The sequence below is a fragment of the Collimonas fungivorans genome (assembly GCF_001584145.1).
GTDB lineage: Bacteria > Pseudomonadota > Gammaproteobacteria > Burkholderiales > Burkholderiaceae_D > Collimonas > Collimonas fungivorans.
In genome coordinates this window covers 205579-222886 of the sequence record NZ_CP013232.1, presented here as the reverse complement: position 1 = coordinate 222886, position 17308 = coordinate 205579, and the positions used below count along the sequence as shown (strand labels likewise).

The window sequence follows — 17308 nt, the reverse complement described above, 5'->3', positions numbered from 1 at the left end:
TTCCCGGCCTATACCACTTCTACAATTGAAATTTCCGTCAACAGCTTTTTAATCTCCGGCACGCAAGAACCGCAGTTGCCTCCGGCCTTCAGGCAGGCAGTGACCTGCGCCACGGTGGTCATGCCCTGCTCGCGCACCGCGTCGCAAATGGTGTTGCGGCCGACTGAAAAGCACGAGCATACCGTGGGTCCGGTATCGGCGCCCTTGGCTATCGGCTGGCCCAGCAGCAGGCCGATGCGGTCGACATCTTCCAGCTGTTCCTTGACGAACAGGCTGGCCAGCCAGGCACGCGACGGCAGGTCCGGCCGCGGCGACAGGAACAGACAAGCATCGATACGGTCATCCACCACATGCACGGCGCGATAGATGCCGGCGCTGGCATCCTGGTACTCCAGCCAGTCGGCGTCGGCAATGTCGACACCCAGCAAGCCGGCGGCCCAGGCGCCATGGTCGGCGATCGGACTGCGGCCGGCCAGTTCGTAGCGGTTGAAACGCCGTCCCTGGATCCGGGTCCAGTGAGTGACGTCGTCGAGCACCGGCCGGCCGCGGCTCAGCAAAAACCCGTACCAGGCCACGCGGAATTCTTCGACCAGCACCGGCGTATGCTTGAATTCCGGCTCGCCGGAAACTGGATCGACCACCGGATTGACCAGTGCCCCCACCCGCGCATCCGACGCCGACTGGCCGTTCCAATGGATAGGCACAAAAATACTGCCGCGCGCGATGCCGCCGCCATGGTGCACCCGCGCCACCATCGCGCCCCAGCGACTGGACACGCGCGCCAGCATGCCTTCGCGCACGCCATACAGCAAAGCGTCCTGCGGATGCATGTCGACGAAAGATTCCGGCACATGGTCAGCGAGCTTGGGCGACTTGCCGGTGCGCGTCATGGTGTGCCACTGGTCGCGCACGCGGCCGGTATTCAGGCTCAATGGATATTCGCTGTCGGTTGCGTGCTGCGGCGCCCTTGGCGCGGTGGCGATAAATCGCGCCTTGCCGTCGGCATGAGCAAAACGGCCATCGGCGAACAGCCGCGCCGTGCCCTGTTTTTCACCGGAAGATGTGGCGACGATAGGCCATTGCACCGGCTGCAAGGCATCGAAGGCGGCTTGGTCCAGGCCGCTCAGGCCGGCCAGGTTGAATACCCGGCGCTGGCCGAAGGCGTCGCCGTTGCGGAAGGAGCTGAGTCGCGCGTGTTCGTCGAACACCTGGTGCGCCGCGCTGAAATCGAAACCGGCATAACCCATGCGCTGCGCCACCTGGCACAGGATCTGCCAGTCGGCGCGCGCTTCGCCCGGCGCCGGCAGGAAAGCACGCTGGCGCGAGATGCGGCGCTCCGAACTGGTGACCGTGCCATCCTTCTCGCCCCAGCCCAGGGCCGGCAGCACGACGTGGGCAAAAGCGCTGGTGTCGGTTTTTTCGACGATATCGGACATCACCACCAGCTCGCACTTGGCCAGCGCGCGCTGCACCTGGTCCGCATCCGGCAGGCTGACTACCGGGTTGGTGGCGATGATCCATACCGCCTTGACGCGGCCGGCTTCGATTGCCTGGAACAGGTCCACCGCCTTCAGCCCGGGCCGCTGCGCCATGCGCGGCGCCTGCCAGAAATCCTGCACCGTCTGCCGGTGGTGCGGATTGTCCAGGTCCATGTGGGCGGCCAGCATGTTCGCCATGCCGCCCACCTCGCGGCCGCCCATGGCGTTCGGCTGGCCGGTGATCGAGAATGGCCCCATGCCTTCTTTTCCGATGCGCCCGGTCAGCAAGTGGCAATTGATGATGCTGTTAACCTTGTCGGTGCCGGACGACGATTGATTGACGCCTTGCGAAAAAGCGGTCACCACTTTCTGATTCGCCGCAAACCATTCGTAGAAAGTCAGCAGATCTTGCGGATCGAGCTTGCAGGTTTTTGCTACCGCGGCCAGGTCTGCGCATTCGACTTCGGCGGTTTCCAGCGCCGCGTCCAGGCCGTTGGTATGCGCCTCAATGAAACTGGCATCGGCGGCATCGTGGCGCGCCAGGAAACTGAGCAGGCCGTTGAACAGCCAGACATCGCTGCCTGCCTTCAGCGGCAAGTGCAAGTCAGCCAGTTCGCAAGTCGCGGTGCGGCGCGGATCGATCACCACCAGTTTCATCTGCGGCCGCGTTTCCCTGATCCTGGCGATGCGCTGGAACAGGATCGGGTGGCACCACGCGGTGTTGGAGCCGACCAGCACCACCAGGTCGGCCAGCTCCAGGTCTTCATAACAGACCGGCACCAGGTCGGCGCCGAAAGCGCGTTTGTGGCCAGCGACGGCGGACGACATGCACAAGCGTGAATTGGTGTCGATGTTGGCGCTGCCGATGTAGCCCTTCATCAGTTTGTTGGCGATGTAATAGTCCTCGGTCAGCAGCTGGCCGGAAACATACAGCGCAACAGCGTCCGGGCCGTGTTGCTCGATGACCGAACGAAAACCAAGCGCGACCTTTTCCAGTGCGGCATCCCAGGACACGCGCTGCAATGAATCACCGTGCTGCACCCGCATCTGCGGATGCAGCAGGCGGCCGTCCAGGTCGACGGTTTCGCCCAGCGCCGAACCCTTGACGCACAGGCGGCCCGCATTCGAGGCATGTGTTTCATCGCCGGCGATGTCGACCTGGCCGTCGCCGCGCACGGTAGCGCGCACGCCGCAGCCGACGCCGCAATAGGGACAAGTGGTCAGCGTGCCGGCCAGCTGGCTGGCCGCAAGCAAGGGAAATGTCGGCACCGGATTCATGCGCGCTCCGGTTCAGGCGGCCTGGGCGCACAGCGCCTGGCCGAACAGCAACTGGCTGCGCAACGCCGAAATATCGGTGCGGCCCTGGATCATCTCGAAATACCAGGGGCCGTCCTTGACGTCGCCATACAATACCGCGCCGACGATATGCGGGCCTTTGATCACCAGCCGCTTGTAGATGCCGCGGCGCGGATCGCGCAGCACCAGGTCTTCGCTGCCTTCGCCGCCGATGAAATCGCCGGCGGAATACAGGTCGACGCCGGTGACCTTGAGCTTGGTGGCGGTGGCTTGCTGCACATAACGCCGATGGCCGGCGCCGGCCAGGTGCGCGCCGCATACACGCGCCTGGTCCCAGATCGGCGCCACCAGCCCGAAGGTCGCCATGCGATGCTGCACGCATTCGCCTACCGCATAAATGCGCGGATCGTAGGTCTGCAAGGTATCGTCGACCACGATTGCACGTTCGCAATGCAGGCCGGCCTGCTGCGCCAGTTCGATATTGGGACGGACGCCGGCGGTCATGACCACCAGGTCGGCAGGAATTTCCGTGCCATCCTTGAAGCGCACTGCGGCAACTTGTCCGGCGCCGATAATTTCAGCTGTCTGAGCGTTCAGTAAAAATCGCAGGCCTTTCTGTTCCAGCGCCTTCTTCAGCAGGATCGCCGCCGACTTGTCCAACTGCCTTTCCATCAGGCTGTCCATGACATGCACCACCGTCACATCCATGCCTTGCCGCAGCAGGCCGTTGGCGGCTTCCAGCCCGAGCAGGCCACCGCCGATGACCACCGCATGGCGGTGGCTGCGCGCCGCCGCCAGCATGGTTTCCACATCCTGGATATCGCGGAAAGCGATCACGCCCGGCAGCTGATGGCCGGGCACCGGGATGATGAAAGGCTTGGAGCCGGTCGCCAGCAACAGGCGGTCATAGTGCAGCTCGATGCCGGCGCGCGAGCGGACAATGCGGCGCTGGCGGTCTATGGCCATCACCGGATCGCCGGCATGCAGCGTGATCCCGTGCTGCTTGTACCACTCTGGCGTATTGAGCATGATGTCGTCCATGCTCTTGTCGCCCGCCAGCAGCGGCGACAGCAGGATGCGGTTGTAGTTGCCATGCGGCTCGGCGCCGAACACGGTGATGTCATACAGGTCCGGCGCCAGCTTGAGCAGTTCTTCGACCGTGCGCATGCCGGCCATGCCGTTGCCGATCACTGCCAGCGCCGGCTTCCTGACTGTTGATGGTGTGTCGGTTGCGACTTTCATGTGCATGCGGCGACCCAGACCTTGCCCTCGCTGATGCGGGCCGGATAGGCGTTCACGGAATGTTCCGGCGCCTCCAGGCATTCGCCGGTCTGCAAATCGAAGTGATGTTTATAGATGGGCGAAGCGACTACGATGCGCTCGCCCAGGCTGCCGACCAGGCCGCGCGACAATACCGCCGCCTCCGCGTTCGGATCGTAGTTGCCGATGGCGAAGACGCGATGTTCGCCGTCGATCACATGGAACACCGCAACCTGTTCGCCGTTGACCAGCGCGCAGACGCCGGTATCCGGCAAGATATCGTCCAGCTGACAAACGGCGATCCAGTTGCTGCTTTGATAGTCGTTGTGCATGGTGTTCCTTTAAACGGTTTCCACGACAATCGGGATGTTGATGCGTTTGCGTTCTTCCACGGTGGCCGGACGGATCTGGCCGCGCTCTTCCATGAACACCACGTTATTGTCGACCCGGTCGCTGTTGACGAAATGCTGGAAGCGCTTGCGCGTTTCGGCATCGGTCACTGCATGCTTCCATTCGCACTCGTAAGTGTCGACCACGTGCTGCATGTCGGCTTCCAGTTCGGCTGCGATGTGCAGCTTGTCGTCCACCACCACCTGTTTCAGGTAATCGAGCCCGCCTTCCAGGTTGTCGCGCCAGACGCTGGTGCGCTGCAGGCGGTCGGCGGTGCGGATGTAGAACATCAGGAAACGGTCTATGGTCTGGATCAAGGTCGCCTTGTCCAGGTCCGACGCCAGCAGTTCCGCATGGCGCGGTTTCATGCCGCCGTTGCCGCACACGTACAGGTTCCAGCCTTTTTCAGTAGCGATGATGCCGACGTCCTTGCCCTGCGCCTCGGCGCATTCGCGGGTGCAGCCGGAGACGCCGAACTTGATCTTGTGCGGCGCGCGCAAACCCTTGTAGCGGTTTTCCAGCGCTATCGCCAGGCCGACACTGTCGTCAACGCCGTAGCGGCACCAGGTCGAGCCGACGCAGGATTTGACGGTGCGCAGCGACTTGCCATAGGCGTGGCCGGATTCGAAACCGGCGGCGATCAGCTCTTCCCATATAAGAGGCAGCTGCTCGACGCGGGCGCCGAACAGGTCGACCCGCTGGCCGCCGGTGATCTTGGTATACAAGCCGTATTTCTTGGCGACCTGGCCGACCGCGATCAAGCCGTCCGGCGTGACTTCGCCGCCGGCCATGCGCGGCACCACCGAATACGTGCCGTCTTTCTGGATATTGCCGAGGAAATAATCGTTGGAATCCTGCAGGCTGGCGTGTTCCTTTTTCAGCACAAAATCGTTCCAGCAGGAAGCCAGGATACTGGCCGCGACCGGTTTGCAGATATCGCAGCCAAGGCCCTTGCCATGCTGTTCCAGCAGGGTACCGAAAGTCTTGATCTGGCCCACCTTCACCAGATGGAACAGCTCCTGGCGCGAATACGGAAAATGCTCGCAGACATGGTTGTTGACAGCCATGCCCTGTTTCTTCATCTCAGACTTCATGATCTGCGTCACCAGCGCCACGCAGCCGCCGCAGGAAGTGCCGGCCTTGGTGCAGCTTTTCAGGGCGCCTATGCTGGTGGCGCCGCCGCTCACGGCTGCGCACAGATCGCCTTTCGACACATTATTGCAAGAACAGATCTGCGCCGTCTCCGGCAAGGCATCGACGCCAAGACCCACCCTGGCCTGGCCGTCTGCCTGCGGCAGGATCAGGAATTCCGGCGCGGCCGGCAGCTCGATTCGGTTGAGCATCATCTGCAGCAGCGTGCCGTATTCGCTGGCGTCGCCCACCATCACGCCGCCCAGCAAATATTTTCCGCATTCCGACACCACGATCTTCTTGTAGATCTGCTTGCGCTCGTCGGTGAACTGGTAGGAACGGCTGCCGGCTTCCTTGCCGTGCGGATCGCCGATGCTGGCGACATCGACGCCCATCAGCTTGAGCTTGGTGCTCATGTCGGCGCCGGTGAATTCAGGCGCTGCCGTGCTGCTGTCAATCGTGAGCATATGCTTGGCAGCGATGCGCGCCATATCGTATCCGGGCGCCACCAGGCCGAATATGCGGCCATTCCACAGGGCGCATTCACCAATCGCATAGATGTCCGGATCGGAGCTGCGGCAGCCGTTGTCGATCACGATGCCGCCGCGTTCGCCGACCTTGAGGCCGCTGTCGCGCGCCAGCTCGTCGCGCGGGCGGATGCCGGCGGAGAATACGATCATGTCGGCATCGAGATGGGTGCCGTCGTCGAAATTCATGCGATGCGTGCCGCTTTTGCCGTCGACGATTTCCAAGGTGTTCTTTTGCGTATGCGCGGTGACGCCCAGTTCTTCGATTTTCTGGCGCAGGATGCGGCCGCCGCTTTCATCCACCTGCACCGCCATCAGGCGCGGCGCGAACTCGACCACATGGGTTTCCAGCTGCATGTCGCGCAAAGCCTTGGCGCATTCCAGCCCGAGCAGGCCGCCGCCGATCACGACGCCGCTGCGCGACCGTTTGCCGCATTCCAGCATCGCTTCCAGGTCCTCGATGGTGCGGTAGACGAAACAATCCTTGCGCTGGTTGCCGGCCAGGGTCGGCACAAAAGGATAGGAGCCGGTAGCGATCACCAGCTTGTCGTACGGCAGGATTTCGATGGCGCCGCCGACATTCACCGTGACGGTCTTGGCGATGCTGTCGATCAGTTGCGCCTTGGCGTTCAGCTTCAGTTCGATATGGCTGTTGCTTTCGAAAAAGCCGGGCGCCACCAGCGACAGGTCTTGCGCCGATTTTCCCGAAAAAAATTCCGAAAGGTGGACGCGGTCGTAAGCCGGGCGCGGTTCTTCGCACAGCACGGTGACTGCCATCTCTGGCGTGCCAGCGTCAGCCAGGCATTCCAGGAACTTGTGGCCGACCATGCCGTGGCCGATGACGATGATTTTCATGGTGCTGTCCTTTATGCGCTTCTAGCGGCTAAGTCGTACAACTCTTGTTCCTGCGCCTTGTGCTCCGGGCTGAAGCGCACGGCGATGGCGCACAGGGCCGAAATCGTCACCAGCGCGCCGAGCATGGTCAGCGTCTGCTGGGTGTCGCCCAGGCCTTTCATCAGGAAACCGGCAGCCACCGCACCGACATTGCCGCCGGCGCCGATGATGCCGGCCACGCCGCCGAGCGCCTTGCGGTCGATGAACGGCACCAGCGCATAGGTAGCGCCGCAAGCCATGTGGGTGAACAAACCGAAGGTCAGCATCGCTGCCACCGCCAGCACAACGCTGCCGGCATGGGCGAACCACAGCAAGCCCAGGCCTTCGCCCAGCATCAGCACGAACAGCAGGACCGCTCGGCTGTCCAGGTTGCCGCGCAACGCCGCCTTGTCGGACAGCCAGCCGCCCAGCGCGCGCGCAAACAAGGCCAGCAAACCGAAACTGGCGGCCGCCATGCCGGCGCCCTTCAGCGACAGGCCGAAATGATCGACGTAATAGATGGCGGCAATGTTGTGGATGAATATCTCGACGCCGAAACAGGCGCCGTAGGTAACGAACAGCAGCCACACCCGGTAGTTGCCGCTGGCGGCGCGGAAGCTGGCCCAGCCACCCTTCTTTCCGCCGTCGATCGTCACGCCGCGCGCGCGCAGCTCGGCATAGTTGCCCTGCGGGCAGTCCTGCGTATAGCGCCAGTACAGCATCGCCATGAGCAGCATGAACACGCCGGGCACCAGCAGCGCCAGGCGCCAGCCCATGGTTTCGCTGACGCCCAGCATCAGCAAGGCAGCCACCAGCAACGGCATCAAGGCCTGCGCCGCGCCGCCGCCGGTATTTCCCCAGCCGGCCGAAGCGGCATTGGCGGTGCCGACCACATTGGGCGCAAACATGACCGAGGTATGGTACTGGGTGATGACAAAACTGGCGCCGACCGCACCGATGCACAGGCGGAAGAACAGGAAACTCTCGTAACTCTGCACCAGCGCCACGCCGAATACCGGCAGCGCGCCGACCAGCAGCAGCCCGGTATAGGTCTTGCGCGGACCGTAGCGGTCGCACAGCGGCCCGACCAGCAGCCGCACCAGTATCGTCACGGCGACAGCGGCGATATTGATGTTGGCTATCTGCGCCATGCTCAGCCCGAGCTGGCCCTTGATCAGCGGCATCAGCGGCGCACAGGCGAACCAGGCGAAGAAACAGACGAAGAACGCCATCCAGGTCAGGTGGAAAGCGCGCATCTGCGGCGTGCGCAGGCTGAAGAGTTCGATGCTGGTTGCCTTGTTTGCCATTTTTTGTCTTTAAAAACAAAAAGGCGTCCTCTCGACCCAACCAAGGAGTGGTTGAGCCAAGAGGACGCCGTTGTCCAACAGATCCATCGTTGGACCTGCATCAGAAGAGGTCGGATCGTCGTTGATCCTGTGACCTGATTCAGAGCAAACGCCGTGCCATCAAGCTAAGTTATTGATTAAAAACAGTTTCTTTATATTTAAACCGAGGAGACAAGCTGCCTGCCGCGCCGTTGCGGCGCGTAGCGCAGGGTTTTTGCCTGAAGATGGTGCACCGCACGCTATTTCGGTGCGGTAGCCGGGGCGGCGGCTACATCGCCTGCCAGCCTTCGATCCCGGTAAAGATTCCGGCCGCTATCAGCAATGCACCGACTACCCGCGCCGTAACCAGGCTGCCGCGCGGATTGGCGTCGAACCAGCTGCGGGTGCGGCTGGACAGGATTGCAATGAAGCCGTACACGCCAGCCTGGGTAAGCGCCGTGATGATCCACAGCACCAGCGCCTGGCTCCAGATCGGGCCGGCATCGATTTTCAGGAACTGCGGGAATATCGCCAGCATGAAGACGTAGGCTTTCGGATTGAGCAAGCTGGTCAGCATGCCTTGGTAAAAGGTGGTTGCAGGCGCTTTGGCCGAGGCCGACTCAGGCGACGCCGATGCAAAACGGAAGCCGCTCTCGCTGCGCAGCAGCGACCAGCCGATCCAGGCGATATAAGCAGCGCCGGCCAGCAGCACCAGGTTGAACAGACTCGGCCACAGCTTGAGCACCACCGCCAGGCCCAGCGCGCCCATGGTCATGTGGCAGACGCCGCCGGCGACAATCCCGGCCACCGCCGCCAGGCCGGAGCGCCGGCCGCCGACCAGCGAGCTTGCCAGCACGAAAGCCATGTCCAGCCCGGGCAGGATGATGACGCCGAATACGATCATGAAGTACAGCCAGAGGTTGACGGATTGGTTCATGTTGAGGTCTCCTGAAAGTAAAAAATTTGCACGAAGGATCCGCGGCGACGCGGTTATTCCGCCAGCCAGCGCAGACGCGAGCGCCTGGCCGGATCGAGGATCACCAGCTCCGGCGCCGACCTGAGCAGGCCGTCCCCCGCCAGCTGCCTGGCAGCACGGTCGGCCAGCGGATAAAAATCGGTTTCCAGCTGCCGGTCGTCCCTGGCGATCCCCAGCCATACCAGGTAGAGGCCGTCGGTCCTGACCGGCAGCTGCGGGAAATTGTTTTTCGCGTCGAGCGTTACCAGCAACCCGGCCTGGCGCATGCCGGCCGCCTGGTAAGCATCGAAGGCCGACGCCGCCTGGCGCGCAAACAGTTCGACATCGCCCGCCTTGAGCGCGAAGATTTGCGCTACCACCACGCCCTGTGCGCCGCCTGTTTCGCACACCGGGTCAACCGCCGGCAGCACGCTGACGCCGCTATCCCGGCGCAGCGGCCGCAGCAGCAGCACGTTGTCGCTGTCGACGATCAGGTCGTTGAGCCTGGTCCGATGCTCTTTCCACACCGGTCCGTAGTAGAACGCGCTGTTGACGATGGCGCGCTCGTCCATGCTCATGAACCCGCGCAGCCAGGTAAAGCCGTCCTGGTTCCCGCGTTCGGAAAACTGGCCGAGAGCCAGCGCGCCGAGTTGCTGGAAGGCTTCCGGGAAAAAACTTTCGAAATAGGCGACGAAGCGGGACCGGCCGCCGCTCTTGATCTGGTAGCGGCGAAATTCGATCACCTGGAAATCGCCGGGATGGCTGATGTTTTGCATGGCTGGCCGCTGGTTGGTTGAAGGAGCCGGGCAACCTAGGGCAGGCGGCGCGCCGAGCATTGCCGACAGCAGAAAAACTCCGGCGATGAATCGATACATGGCGGTCCTCCAGCATTGGTTGGCTTGGATTTTTTGTTGCTGGAATCGAAGATAAAGTCTATATAGGACATAATCCGTCCTATATATAAAATATCCTGCAAAGCATGTACCACCCAACCACACGCGTGCTGGCAGTGCTGGAACTGCTGCAAACCCATGGCCGGATGAGCGGAGCCGAGATGGCCTCGCGCCTGGGGGTCGACGGCCGCACGCTGCGCCGCTACATCGTGACCCTGGAAGAAATGGGAATCCCGATCACCACCGACCGCGGACGCCACGGCGGTTATGCGCTGATCGCCGGCTTCAAGCTGCCGCCGATGATGTTTACCGAAGACGAGGCGCTGGCCCTGTCGATCGGCTTGCTGGCGGCGCGCGGCCTGGGCCTGGCCGAAGCGGCGCCGGCGGTGGCGAGCGCCCAGGCCAAGCTGGAACGGATCATGCCGGCCAACCTGAAGCGCCGTGTCAGCGCTGTCGACGAAACGGTCAAGCTCGACCTGTCGCAAGCTGTTTCGCCGGCCGACAATGCCGCCCTGGTTGCGCTAAGCGCGGCGGCGCAAAACAGGCAGCGCGTGCATCTGCATTACCGCAGCGCCGGCGGCGACGACAGCGAGCGCGATTTCGACGCCTATGGCCTGGTGTATCGCGACGGCCGCTGGTACGCGGCTGGCATGTGCCACCTGCGCAAGGACTTGCGCTCATTCCGGCTGGACCGGATCGGCCAGGTGCAGTTGCTGGAACAAAATTTTATCCGCCCGGCGGGTTTCGACGCCCTGGCCCACCTGGCGTTTTCGGTCGCCACCATGCCGCGCGCGTTTGCGATAGAGGTATTGCTCAAGACCGATCTCAAGTCGGCTCGCGAGCACCTGTCCGACGCCATAGGCATCTTCGAGCAGACCGCCGATGGCGTACTGGTCCATAACCAGTCGGACGATCTTGACTGGTTCGCCAGGCAGCTGGCGCAGCTGCCGTTCGCATTCGAGATCCGCCATCCGCCGCAATTGCGCGATGCCGTCAGGATTTGCGCGCAAAGGTTATTGGCGTTGGCAGGGAATTAGCGCCTTTAGAGTATTGCCTCGCACTATTGACAGTATGTCGATGAAACAATGCACGATAGACTGGTTGTGATGTAAATTCGCGGCTGCGCGCTTCTCCGCAGAACAACAAGCGGCAGAAAAACAGCGCTTGAGCCCGGAAAACACGGCCCCGGCAAGAGTTTCAGGGCATCTCCGTGATATCCTGAGCGTTCTAAAACATACTGCTTTTGTTGTCAATGAATACACCTGCTGTCGCATCCACTCCCAACCCTGTTCAAACCGCCCGCGTTCTGCTCAAGGAACTCCAGGAAAAATTCGCGGTATTCCGCGATTACCAGCCGCTCGCGATCGGCATCGACAAGCAGCTCATCGCCCTGTCGCCGGAACTCAACCGCAAGACTTTGCGCATCGCGCTCGGCATGCACACCAACTCGCTGCGCTATCTCAAGGGCATGGAAAAAGCGACGCACCGGTTCGACCTCGAAGGCAACAGCACGGATGAAGTGACGGAAGTCCATCGCACCCACGCCACGGAGACGCTGCGTGAACGTTTCAAGAAAAACGCCGAACAGCGCAAAGCCCAGCGCGCCGCCGAAGCGGCCCAGGAAGCCGCCGAAAAAGCAGCGCGCCAGCATGCGGAAAAGCTGAACCAGCTGACCGCAAAATTCTCGCGCAACCGCGGCTGAGAAATTAACTAGCTACGTGACCAACTGCGCGGCCGGCTCATCTGCGGTTCAGCAGCCATACCCAGTTGGAACCGGCGCCGGCTATCGTATTTTCTTCGATTGAAGCACAGGATTTTTGCCGGGCCGCTTTTCCCAGCATCGAACTGTAGGCATCCCTGTTGCTCTTGTTCGTCAGCCTTTGGCTTGCGCGCCGCGTGTATTCGTCGCCAAACGCGACAATCGCTTCCAGCATCCTTTGCAGTTCGCTGTCGTCGCTCAGGCAGTTCGCCAGCTGGCGCCAGATATCAGCCTGGTTCCAGCGCATGAAACGCACATAGGCGGTCTGCCAGCGGCCGAATTCCGGCGGCAGCGCCGACCATTTGGCGCGGCTCGCCACAACCCACAGGATGGCTTGCAGGAACAAGCGGTTGTCGCGGCCGGTGGCGCCGGGATCAGCGTCTCCCCCCAGCAGCAGCGGTTTCAGTTTTTGCCAATGCTCTTCTCGAAGATCCATATCGTCCATCCCATGTTTTGATGGTGGTTATCAAACCGTTCGATATATTTTTGATCATTTTGCTTGAAAAATACATAAGGGATGGCTGAATCCAGAGGCAGGAAATGCCTGTGTTTTTCCCGCACCGGACATCGTGCACGACGACCGCTTGCCGGGCTACTTGATCAGCTTGAGTATTTTGCGGAATTCCGGATGGTCGCTATTGCCCATCCATTCGAACATCAGCATTTCGCTACTGACGATTTCAGCGCCGGCGGCACGGGCGCGCTCGATGGCAGCTTGTTTGTCGCTGCTGCGGCGCGAGCCGATCGCATCGCTGACCAGCTTTACCCGGCGCTGCCGGTGCAGCAAACCCAGTACCGTTTGCAGCACACAGACATGGGCCTCGCAGCCCAGCACCACCAGCTCTTCGCGGCCATTGCTCAGCGCCGCCATGAATGCGGGCTGGGCGCAGGCATCGAAGCTGGTTTTTTCTATGGTCCGGCCCAGCAGCGCATGGATGGGCGCGACGGTCCGCCCAGCCGCAACGGCTGCTGCGCGGTGCCGATTACGGGAATGCCCAGTAATCCGGCGGCCTGGGCCAGCAGCACCGCGCGCTGCAGGACTAGCGCACCCTGATCGATCACCGGCATCAGTTTTTCCTGCAAGTCGACAATGATCAGGGTTGCGCGCGAGGCGTCGCAGAGATAGCTCATGGGCGGGTAAGATATTTAGGACATATCCTGCTTATATGTCCTATTTATACCACGCGCCGCACTCGTTTTCCCGGCCGTTCGCAATCAGACCCGTTCCAGCACCACCGCAATCCCCTGGCCGACGCCGATGCACATCGTGCACAGTGCATAGCGGCCCTGGATGCGCTGCAGCTGGTTGACCGCGGTGGCAGCCAGGCGCGCTCCGGATGCGCCCAGCGGATGGCCCAGCGCGATGGCGCCACCGTTCGGATTGACGCGCGGGTCGTCGTCCTGCAAACCGAGCTGACGCAATACCGCCAGTCCCTGGGCGGCAAACGCCTCATTCAGCTCGATCACGTCGAACTGGTCCAGGGTCAAACCTGTCATCGCCAGCACTTTCAGCGTCGCCGGCGCCGGACCCATGCCCATGACGCGTGGCGCAACGCCGGCGGTGGCCATGGCGACGATCCTGGCCCTCGGCACCAGGCCGTGTTTCGCGGCGTTGGCTTCGTCGGCCAGCAGCAATGCGCAAGCACCATCGTTGACGCCAGAGGCATTACCTGCCGTGACACTGCCGTCCGGCCTGACTACAGGTTTCAGCTTGGCCAGCGCTTCCAGGCTGGTGGCGCGCGGATGTTCATCTTTATCGACGACGATGGTTTCGCCTTTTTTTTGCGGGACTGCAACCGGCGTGATTTCGCTGTCGAAGTAGCCGGCGTGTTGCGCCGCCACCGTTTTCATCTGGCTGGCCAGCGCCATCTTGTCCTGGTCGGCGCGGCTGATGCCGTATTCCGCCGCGACGTTTTCCGCGGTCTCGGGCATGGAATCGACGCCATACTGCTGCTTCATCAGGGCGTTGACGAAGCGCCAGCCGATGGTGCTGTCTTCGATCCTGGCGCTGCGCGAAAACGCGCTCTCGGCCTTGGCCATCACGAACGGCGCCCGGCTCATGCTTTCGACGCCGCCGGCGATCATCAGGCCGGCCTCGCCGCTCTTGATGGCGCGCGCCGCCGTGCCCAGCGCGTCAAGGCCGGATCCGCACAGGCGGTTCAGCGTCGCCCCGGGCACTTCCAGCGGCAGGCCGGCCAGCAGCGCCGACATGCGCGCCACGTTGCGGTTGTCTTCGCCGGCCTGGTTGGCGCAACCGTAGATGACGTCGGCCACTGCTTGCCAGTCGACCTGGGGATTGCGCGCCATCAGGGCACGGATGGGAATCGCGCCGAGATCGTCGGCGCGCACGCTGGCCAGCGCGCCGCCATATCGGCCGAAGGGCGTGCGCTGGGCATCGCAGATGAAAGCGTGGGACATGGGTTTCTCCTGAATCAGTTAATCAGTAAGCCATGACGAGCGGCACCGAGGTCAGCTTCTGCAGCTCCTCGAACGACAAGCCGTCGACGATGGCGATTACCCTGGCGCCGTCGGCGGCAAGGTCGATCACCGCCAGGTCGGTATAAACCCGGCTCACGCAAGCGATCCCGGTGAGCGGATAAGTGCAGGTTGCGACCAGCTTGCTTTCGCCCGCCTTGGTGAGATGCTCCATCATCACATAGGTTTTTTTGGCGCCTATGGCCAGGTCCATGGCGCCGCCGACGGCCGGGATCGCATCCGCGGCGCCGGTGTGCCAGTTGGCCAGGTCGCCGCTGGCTGACACCTGGAACGCGCCAAGCACGCAGACATCCAGGTGGCCGCCACGCATCATGGCGAAGCTGTCGGCATGGTGGAAATAACAGCCGCCCGGCAGCAGCGTCACCGCCTGCTTGCCGGCGTTGATCAGGTCGTAGTCTTCCTCGCCGGCGGCCGGCGCCGGGCCCATGCCGATCACGCCGTTCTCGCTGTGCAGGATCACTTCGCGGTCGCTCGGCAGCTGGTTCGCCACCAGCGTCGGCAAGCCGATTCCCAGGTTGACCACGGCGCCGTCAGGTATGTCCTGCGCCACGCGCGCCGCCATTTGTTCTCTGCTCCACTTATTCATCTTGTCCTCTTCTCTTTGTTCTCGTCTTTTTCATGCGGCCTTGAAACCGGCCGGACCGGTTGCGCTGCGCGGCACCTGCACCACCCGCTGGACGTACAGGCCGGGCGTAATCACGCTTTCGGGATCGAGGCTGCCGAGCTCGACGATCTCGTGCACCGAGGCGATCGTGACCTTGGCGGCGCTGGCCATGACAGGGCCGAAATTGCGCGCGGTCTTGCGGTAGGTCAGGTTGCCCCAACGGTCGCCGCACTCAGCCTTGATCAGGGCGAAATCGGCGTGAATCGGATGTTCCAGCACATGCATCTTGCCGTTGATTTCGCGGGTCTCCTTGCCCTTGGCCAGCTCCGTGCCGTACCCGGTGGGCGTGAAGAATGCGCCGATGCCGGCGCCGGCGGCGCGGATCCGTTCCGCCAGGTTGCCTTGCGGGACCAGCTCCAGTTCCAGTTCGCCGGCGCGGTACAGGCCGTCGAAGACTTGCGAATCGGCCTGGCGCGGAAAGGAGCAGATGATCTTGCGTACCCGCCTCGCCTTCAGCAGCGCCGCCAAACCGGTTTCGCCGTTGCCGGCGTTGTTGTTGACGATCACCAGGTCGCGTGCGCCCTGCGCGATCAGGGCGTCTATCAGTTCTGCCGGCTGTCCGGCGCCGCCGAAACCGCCGATCATGACCGTGGCGCCGTCATGAATATTGGCAAGCGCTTGTTCGACCGAAGGGATAATTTTATTAATCATGGCTTTTACGAACTTTTCAGTTGAAAAATATAATAAAGTTCTTATAATGAACAAATATTCATATAAAGAACTTATTTCAAAAGAATAGTCACCCAGCTGGCGAATGTCAACTGCTGCATATTTACGCATCCTCGCGCCTGGGCCGTTTTACTCTTGCGTATTACATCCCGCGCATTACATTCTGCGCATTACATTCTGATTAATGAAAACCTGACCATGCCAAATCCGTCCGATGCCAGCGATCCCAAACCTGGCGACAGCTACGTCCAGTCCTTTGCCCGCGGACTGGCGGTGCTGCGCAGCTTCGGCGCCCGGGCGCCGGCGCAGACGCTGACCGAAGTCGCGGCCGGCGCCGGGCTGACCCGCGCCGGAGCGCGCCGCATCCTGCTGACCTTGCTGCACCTGGGATATGTCGAGATGGATGGCCGCCTGTTCCGCCTGACGCCGAAAGTGCTGGAACTGGGTTTTGCCTACCTGTCGTCGCTACCGGTCTGGACCCAGGCCCAGCCGGTAATGGAAGACCTGGTGCAAAGCCTGCGCCAGTCCTGTTCCGCCGCCGTGCTGGACGGCGACGACATCGTGTATGTGCTGCGGGTGCCCGCGCACAAGATCATGTCGATCAACCTCGGCGTCGGCAGCCGCTTGCCGGCCTATGCCACTTCGCTGGGCCGTGTGCTGCTGGCCGGTTTGCCGGACGAAACCCTCGCGCAGCGCCTGGCCGCCGCCTCGTTGCCGGCGCATACAGCACACACGGTGGTCGATCCGCAGCGCCTGCTGGAAATCATCCGCCAGGTGCGGATCCAGGGCTGGTGCATGGTCAATGAAGAACTGGAGCCGGGCCTGGTCTCGCTGGCCGCGCCGGTATTCGACCGCAATGGCCGGGTGGTCGCCGCCATCAACCTCAGCGGCCAGGTGAATAATCCGACCCCGGCGCACCTGCTTGAACATTGCCTGCCCATGCTGCTGGCTGCCGCGGCAAAGATCAATTTGCTGGTGCGGGCGCAAAAATGACGGCGGCCGGCAAACCCGGTGGCGTGAAATACGCTGCCTTTTTCCGCAACCTCAACCTGGGGCGGCCCAACTGTCCCGACAAGGCACAGCTGGAAGCGGCTTTCATCAGCGCCGGCGCCGATGCCGCAGCTTCATTCCTGACCAATGGCACCGTGGTCTTCACCACCAAGAGCGACGCCAGGGCGCTCAAGGTTTTGGCGCAGGCGCGTCAGATCCTGCAGGCAGAATGCGGACTCCAGGAGCCGGCATACATCCGCCGCATCGACTATCTGGCCGAGCTGGTGGCGCTGGATCCGTTCGCCGCTATCGAGCGCGACAATGTCTACGAATGCTGCGTCTCTTTCCTGCACGCGGACAGCGTCATGCCGGCCGCGCTGCCGCTGGAGTCGAAGCGGCGCGACCTTGAAATATTCCATTGCACCGGTTCGGAAGCGCTGAGCGTCAGCAGGAAAATCGGCAACAGTCCGGGCAGCCCCAACGCTTTCCTGGAAAAACTGCTCGGCTTGCCGGCCACCACCAGGAGCTGGAACACAGTGCGGCGCCTGGTCCTGAAACATGGCTGAGGTCTTCCCGAAGACCGCAGGCCCCGGGAAGCCAGC

General features: G+C 62.5%; 17 protein-coding genes. 4 read left to right on the top strand and 13 right to left on the bottom strand.

What is annotated here, in order from left to right:
• Nucleotides 1–8: 8 nt before the first annotated feature.
• The 7 genes from CFter6_RS00980 to CFter6_RS00950 form a co-directional block, all read right to left on the bottom strand.
• Nucleotides 9–2756, bottom strand: coding sequence for a nitrate reductase (locus CFter6_RS00980; protein ID WP_061538361.1), 2748 nt, complete (start codon nt 2754–2756; stop codon nt 9–11).
• Between the two features lie 12 nt (nt 2757–2768).
• Nucleotides 2769–4016, bottom strand: coding sequence for an NAD(P)/FAD-dependent oxidoreductase (locus CFter6_RS00975; RefSeq protein WP_061538360.1), 1248 nt, complete (start codon nt 4014–4016; stop codon nt 2769–2771).
• The gene (nirD, locus tag CFter6_RS00970; protein ID WP_061538359.1) at nt 4013–4366 is read right to left on the bottom strand and encodes a nitrite reductase small subunit NirD; all 354 of its coding nucleotides are present in this window, start codon (nt 4364–4366) and stop codon (nt 4013–4015) included. The genes CFter6_RS00975 and nirD overlap by 4 nt, the downstream gene beginning before the upstream one ends.
• A gap of 9 nt (nt 4367–4375) precedes the next feature.
• The gene (gene nirB, locus CFter6_RS00965; RefSeq protein ID WP_061538358.1) at nt 4376–6937 is read right to left on the bottom strand and encodes a nitrite reductase large subunit NirB; all 2562 of its coding nucleotides are present in this window, start codon (nt 6935–6937) and stop codon (nt 4376–4378) included.
• Between the two features lie 11 nt (nt 6938–6948).
• Nucleotides 6949–8262, bottom strand: coding sequence for an MFS transporter (locus tag CFter6_RS00960; RefSeq protein ID WP_061538357.1), 1314 nt, complete (start codon nt 8260–8262; stop codon nt 6949–6951).
• 307 nt (nt 8263–8569) lie between these two features.
• Nucleotides 8570–9217 (bottom strand): LysE family translocator, encoded by a 648-nt coding sequence (locus tag CFter6_RS00955; RefSeq protein ID WP_061538356.1) that lies wholly within the window; start codon nt 9215–9217, stop codon nt 8570–8572.
• 53 nt (nt 9218–9270) lie between these two features.
• Complete coding sequence (locus CFter6_RS00950; protein ID WP_061538355.1) at nt 9271–10110, bottom strand: NIPSNAP family protein; 840 nt, start codon at nt 10108–10110, stop codon at nt 9271–9273.
• Between the two features lie 104 nt (nt 10111–10214).
• Between CFter6_RS00950 and CFter6_RS00945 the strand changes: the two genes are divergently transcribed.
• Both CFter6_RS00945 and CFter6_RS00940 read left to right on the top strand, forming a co-directional pair.
• Nucleotides 10215–11165, top strand: a complete 951-nt coding sequence (locus CFter6_RS00945; RefSeq protein ID WP_061538354.1) for a helix-turn-helix transcriptional regulator — start codon at nt 10215–10217, stop codon at nt 11163–11165.
• Nucleotides 11166–11380: 215 nt separating this feature from the next.
• Nucleotides 11381–11830, top strand: coding sequence for a ProQ/FINO family protein (locus CFter6_RS00940; protein ID WP_061538353.1), 450 nt, complete (start codon nt 11381–11383; stop codon nt 11828–11830).
• A 37-nt stretch (nt 11831–11867) separates the two neighbouring features.
• Here CFter6_RS00940 and CFter6_RS00935 read toward each other — a convergent pair whose 3' ends face one another.
• The 6 genes from CFter6_RS00935 to CFter6_RS00915 form a co-directional block, all read right to left on the bottom strand.
• On the bottom strand, nt 11868–12323 hold the full coding sequence (locus CFter6_RS00935) for a transposase (protein ID WP_167351330.1): 456 nt from the start codon (nt 12321–12323) through the stop codon (nt 11868–11870).
• Nucleotides 12324–12479: 156 nt separating this feature from the next.
• Nucleotides 12480–12800: an isochorismatase family protein gene (locus CFter6_RS26220; RefSeq protein WP_470294996.1), complete on the bottom strand. Its 321-nt coding sequence runs from the start codon at nt 12798–12800 to the stop codon at nt 12480–12482.
• On the bottom strand, nt 12797–13018 hold the full coding sequence (locus CFter6_RS26215; RefSeq protein ID WP_236904478.1) for a cysteine hydrolase family protein: 222 nt from the start codon (nt 13016–13018) through the stop codon (nt 12797–12799). Before CFter6_RS26215 ends, CFter6_RS26220 begins: the two co-directional genes overlap by 4 nt.
• An 84-nt stretch (nt 13019–13102) precedes the next feature.
• Nucleotides 13103–14305 carry a 3-oxoadipyl-CoA thiolase gene (gene pcaF, locus CFter6_RS00925; RefSeq protein ID WP_061538351.1) on the bottom strand — a complete coding sequence of 401 codons (1203 nt, stop codon included), beginning with the start codon at nt 14303–14305 and terminating at the stop codon, nt 13103–13105.
• A 22-nt stretch (nt 14306–14327) separates the two neighbouring features.
• Nucleotides 14328–14969, bottom strand: coding sequence for a 3-oxoacid CoA-transferase subunit B (locus CFter6_RS00920; protein ID WP_061538350.1), 642 nt, complete (start codon nt 14967–14969; stop codon nt 14328–14330).
• A gap of 30 nt (nt 14970–14999) precedes the next feature.
• Nucleotides 15000–15698 carry a 3-oxoacid CoA-transferase subunit A gene (locus CFter6_RS00915; protein WP_061538349.1) on the bottom strand — a complete coding sequence of 233 codons (699 nt, stop codon included), beginning with the start codon at nt 15696–15698 and terminating at the stop codon, nt 15000–15002.
• Between the two features lie 216 nt (nt 15699–15914).
• Between CFter6_RS00915 and CFter6_RS00910 the strand changes: the two genes are divergently transcribed.
• Entirely contained in the window at nt 15915–16709 is a 795-nt protein-coding gene (locus CFter6_RS00910; protein WP_061538348.1) for an IclR family transcriptional regulator domain-containing protein, read from the top strand.
• Nucleotides 16706–17272, top strand: coding sequence for a DUF1697 domain-containing protein (locus tag CFter6_RS00905; RefSeq protein WP_236904477.1), 567 nt, complete (start codon nt 16706–16708; stop codon nt 17270–17272). The genes CFter6_RS00910 and CFter6_RS00905 overlap by 4 nt, the downstream gene beginning before the upstream one ends.
• The last annotated feature ends 36 nt before the right edge of the window (nt 17273–17308 follow it).

Bases quoted from the DNA above. Each gene is read 5' to 3' on its own strand.
- CFter6_RS00960 (WP_061538357.1), bottom strand. From the start codon at position 8,262: ATGGCAAACAAGGCAACCAGCATCGAACTCTTCAGCCTGCGCACGCCG.
- CFter6_RS00910 (WP_061538348.1), top strand. From the start codon at position 15,915: ATGCCAAATCCGTCCGATGCCAGCGATCCCAAACCTGGCGACAGCTAC.
- CFter6_RS00975 (WP_061538360.1), bottom strand. From the start codon at position 4,016: ATGAAAGTCGCAACCGACACACCATCAACAGTCAGGAAGCCGGCGCTG.
- CFter6_RS00940 (WP_061538353.1), top strand. From the start codon at position 11,381: ATGAATACACCTGCTGTCGCATCCACTCCCAACCCTGTTCAAACCGCC.
- nirB (WP_061538358.1), bottom strand. From the start codon at position 6,937: ATGAAAATCATCGTCATCGGCCACGGCATGGTCGGCCACAAGTTCCTG.
- CFter6_RS00955 (WP_061538356.1), bottom strand. From the start codon at position 9,217: ATGAACCAATCCGTCAACCTCTGGCTGTACTTCATGATCGTATTCGGC.
- CFter6_RS00945 (WP_061538354.1), top strand. From the start codon at position 10,215: ATGTACCACCCAACCACACGCGTGCTGGCAGTGCTGGAACTGCTGCAA.
- nirD (WP_061538359.1), bottom strand. From the start codon at position 4,366: ATGCACAACGACTATCAAAGCAGCAACTGGATCGCCGTTTGTCAGCTG.
- CFter6_RS00905 (WP_236904477.1), top strand. From the start codon at position 16,706: ATGACGGCGGCCGGCAAACCCGGTGGCGTGAAATACGCTGCCTTTTTC.
- pcaF (WP_061538351.1), bottom strand. From the start codon at position 14,305: ATGTCCCACGCTTTCATCTGCGATGCCCAGCGCACGCCCTTCGGCCGA.
- CFter6_RS00980 (WP_061538361.1), bottom strand. From the start codon at position 2,756: ATGAATCCGGTGCCGACATTTCCCTTGCTTGCGGCCAGCCAGCTGGCC.
- CFter6_RS00950 (WP_061538355.1), bottom strand. From the start codon at position 10,110: ATGTATCGATTCATCGCCGGAGTTTTTCTGCTGTCGGCAATGCTCGGC.
- CFter6_RS00915 (WP_061538349.1), bottom strand. From the start codon at position 15,698: ATGATTAATAAAATTATCCCTTCGGTCGAACAAGCGCTTGCCAATATT.
- CFter6_RS26215 (WP_236904478.1), bottom strand. From the start codon at position 13,018: ATGAGCTATCTCTGCGACGCCTCGCGCGCAACCCTGATCATTGTCGAC.
- CFter6_RS00935 (WP_167351330.1), bottom strand. From the start codon at position 12,323: ATGGATCTTCGAGAAGAGCATTGGCAAAAACTGAAACCGCTGCTGCTG.
- CFter6_RS00920 (WP_061538350.1), bottom strand. From the start codon at position 14,969: ATGAATAAGTGGAGCAGAGAACAAATGGCGGCGCGCGTGGCGCAGGAC.